The sequence below is a fragment of the Tissierellales bacterium genome (genome assembly GCA_025210965.1).
Classification (GTDB): Bacteria; Bacillota; Clostridia; order Tissierellales; family JAOAQY01; genus JAOAQY01.
Map to the genome: position 1 here is coordinate 1 of JAOAQY010000003.1, position 3706 is coordinate 3706.

General features: G+C 29.2%; 3 protein-coding genes. 1 reads left to right on the plus strand and 2 read right to left on the minus strand.

All coding sequences use genetic code 11. The annotated features are described in order from the left end of the window. Positions 1 to 319: 319 nt before the first annotated feature. Both N4A40_00215 and N4A40_00220 read right to left on the minus strand, forming a co-directional pair. The gene (locus N4A40_00215; GenBank protein MCT4660251.1) at positions 320 to 784 is read right to left on the minus strand and encodes a pyridoxamine 5'-phosphate oxidase family protein; all 465 of its coding nucleotides are present in this window, start codon (positions 782 to 784) and stop codon (positions 320 to 322) included. 92 nt (positions 785 to 876) lie between these two features. Next, positions 877 to 1623, minus strand: coding sequence for a hypothetical protein (locus tag N4A40_00220; GenBank protein ID MCT4660252.1), 747 nt, complete (start codon positions 1621 to 1623; stop codon positions 877 to 879). Positions 1624 to 2007: 384 nt separating this feature from the next. Between N4A40_00220 and N4A40_00225 the strand changes: the two genes are divergently transcribed. Continuing rightward, positions 2008 to 3706 (plus strand): ATP-binding cassette domain-containing protein (locus N4A40_00225; GenBank protein MCT4660253.1); only part of this gene is annotated, 1699 nt, incomplete at its 3' end.

The window sequence follows — 3706 nt, forward strand, 5'->3', positions numbered from 1 at the left end:
TTAATCGCAATCATCTTGATTCTACTATTACATATCCAAATTGTCAACATCATTTCATACTTGCAGTTCACAAATATCTATTACAATTTGAAAACAGCAATAGGTAGCATTTCTCTTGTGCTAGAAATCAGCCCCTTCTATAAGTTCTCCGCTCGCATACTTTCAATCATGAAATTGACCATGTGAACTTTTAGATACAAAAAAAGCAGGCGATTTTCCCTGCTCTAATACTTCTATATAAATCTTTACTCAGTCAAAACGAAACAATATATGCTTAATTGAAATTTTCCACTTATTACGACCACTTTTCTTTGCATAATTACCTTTGCATTTTACCAGTTATATGATCAATATCTATTCTTATAACTTTTGTAGCCGTATGTGCTTTTTCAATATACTCATGTCCTTCTTTTTTGAACGCACTTGAATACTTTTCTATTAATAATTTTAATGCTTCCTTTTTATTATCAATCTCTTCAAATGCCCTTCCAAATACCACAACACTCTCATAATTAGTATCAAATTGACTTGGAAGTAATTCAACATTAGATGTTATGCAAAATGAGACTTTATTGTTTAACTCAATATTGTCTAATTTATATCCTTTAGTTGCACTATGAAAATAAATACTATTATTATGATAAACATAATTCAATGGAACCACATATGGATAACCAATCTCCGTATTAGTAGATAGTATACCAAATTCACCGTCATACAAGAGTTTCTGACAATCTTCTTGACTTAATTTTTTCTCTTTTCTTCTCATTTCTCTGAACATCATATACACCATCCTAGTCTTTTTGATTTTCATTACAACTTAGAAATTAGCAATCTTTTGAATCAAAACAAACAATGTATGCGTCTAAAAGTGTACTAATATCTAATTTCTATTAGTGAAAGTGCATCAGCACTTGCTTTATGACCTACGTCATCATTATCTCTTGATTTAAATGCTCTATCTATAGCATTCATTGGCAGCTGTCCAAGTCCTACTTGAATCAATGTACCGACTATATATCTTTCCATATTTAACAAAAATCCATTTGCAGTTATTTTTATTACTATTTCGTGTCTAGTTTCTTCTATACTTATAGCTTTAACTTCCTTTATTGATTTTTTAGCTTTCTTATTGGTCGTAAATGCTAAGAAATCATGTTCGCCTTGAATCTTACAAGCCGCCTCTTTCATCCTATCTACATCAACCCATTGCTTCATCAAATTAACATAATGTCTTTCAAATAAAGGTCTATTTGGTGCATCAACTTTCCATAAACGATATTCATATGTTGCATCTTTCATCAAATATCTGCTTTGAAATCTACTATCTTCTAATTGCACTGACAACACTATAATGTCATCAGTCAAGTACTTCTCAAAATAATCAAATAGCTCTGAACCGTCCACTCTATCGTCAGGTACTACAAAATTCACAACTTGCTGCTTGGCGTGAACTCCAGCACTAGTATTTACAGCTCCTATTACTTCAATATTGTCATCATATAATTTTTCCAATATTGACTCTAATTTTCCTTGAACACTTTTTGATGCATTTTTCTTAGTTTTATTGAATCCGATATATTTTCTACCATCATAGACAATAATCATTTTATAATTTTGCATTTCAACACTCCTTTTTATTCGGGCAAAATAAATTGCGAGATAACATATCCATCATCTCGCAATTTGTCTTAAACATCATTGATATCTACTAATGCCATTATATATCTAATTTATTGATATGGCAATCAAGAGATTACTATATTGTCATTTTGATGTTGAAAAAAACGCCTTTAAACATGTATCATAATCATAAAAAGATTAAATGATTGAAATTAATCACAAAAAATGTTATGCTATCAACGGTAAACTAAAATATAAATGATTTATAAAAACAAATTTTTATTTTATATTAAATTTCAAAATTCAAATACTAAATTTCAAATAATGATATACTAAAGAGCTTATATTTATAAGCTCTTTTTAAATGATAAGGAGCGGTAAAATATGATAAAAGTTGATAACTTGTCATACTCATTTCCACAAAAAGATCTATACAATAATATTTCATTCACATTAGAAAAAGGTCAACATTGTGCGTTTATAGGAGCAAATGGCAGCGGAAAAAGCACATTAATAGACATACTAATAGATCCAGAAAAATATATGTTTGATGGCAAATTAGACATAGAACCAAATTGCAAAATAGGCTATGTTAGCCAGTTTTCACAATTAGACAAAACAAAAAACATCACTGTTTTTGAATATATTGGAGAAAAATTTATTAAGTTACAAAATCAAATAACTGATATTTGCACAGAAATGGAAACATCTTCAGATATCGAAACTTTACTAGAGCAATACCAAGATGCATTAGATGAATTCGAATCTATTGGCGGGGATAATTTTGAAAGTGATATTACTAAAAAATTAAATCTTGCTAATCTAATCAAACATAGAGATTTAAATATCTCTGAACTAAGTGGTGGAGAATTCAAATTAGTTCAAATAATTAAAGAAATGCTTAATAGTCCTGATCTAATGATTATGGATGAGCCTGATGTGTTTTTAGATTTTGAAAATCTTTGCGCTTTAAAAAATCTAATAAATGCTCACAAAAAAATGATATTAGTAATAACTCACAATAGATTCTTACTAAATCACTGCTTTAATAAAATTGTTCACTTAGAAAACAAAGAACTACAAGAATTTGAAGGAAATTATATAGATTATAACTTCTCACTACTTCAAACTAAAATTGAATTGCAAGAATTAGCTGTTGCAGACACTGAAGAAATCAAAAGAAATGAAATACTTATAGATAAATTGCGATTTGAAGCAACTAATTTTGACTCAGCAGCTAAAGGAAAATCTCTAAATGCTAGAGTTAAAATCCAAGAGAGATTGGAAGCTAGAAGAATACACAATCCTTTCGTGGAAATTAAACAACCAAATATACGTTTAGTTACAGACAACATCAAAGAAGAAACTACTATGTTAAAGGTAGAAAATTATGGTGTTTCCTTTGACGAAATGCTTTTAGAAAATGTCAATTTTGAGATTAATTCAACTGACAAAGTAGCCCTTATCGGTGCTAATGGTACTGGAAAAACTACATTATTAAAAGATATAGTTAAAAACAACCTAGACTCTATCGAGTTTGATCCTGATGCTAAGGTATCTTATCTGTCTCAAATTCAAGGAGAAATATTGAACGAGACAAATACTATAGCCGACGAATTTTTTGAAATTGGATTTGAATCATATGACCAAATCAAATCACACATAACTGGATATGGATTCCACGAAGATGATATCAATCAAACTATTGGAGATTTATCCGGTGGAGAAAAAAACATACTTCAATTAGCTAAAGTCTCTGCTGGAAATTCAAACATGCTATTACTAGATGAGCCTACTAGCCATTTAGACACACATTCACAAATAGCACTTGAACAAGCTATTCGAAATTATAAAGGTGCGATTTTGATGATTTCACATGATTACTATTCAATCATAAATTGTATGGATTATGTTTTAATCATTGAAAACAACACCATTAGAAAAATGAAAATAAAAAAATTCAAACGAATGATATATGCTAATCATTTCGATAGAGATTATCTAGCAATCGAAGAAAAGAAAAAATCAGTTGAAACGCAAATAGAGCTAGCTCTAAAAGACACTGATTTTGAATTAGCTAAAA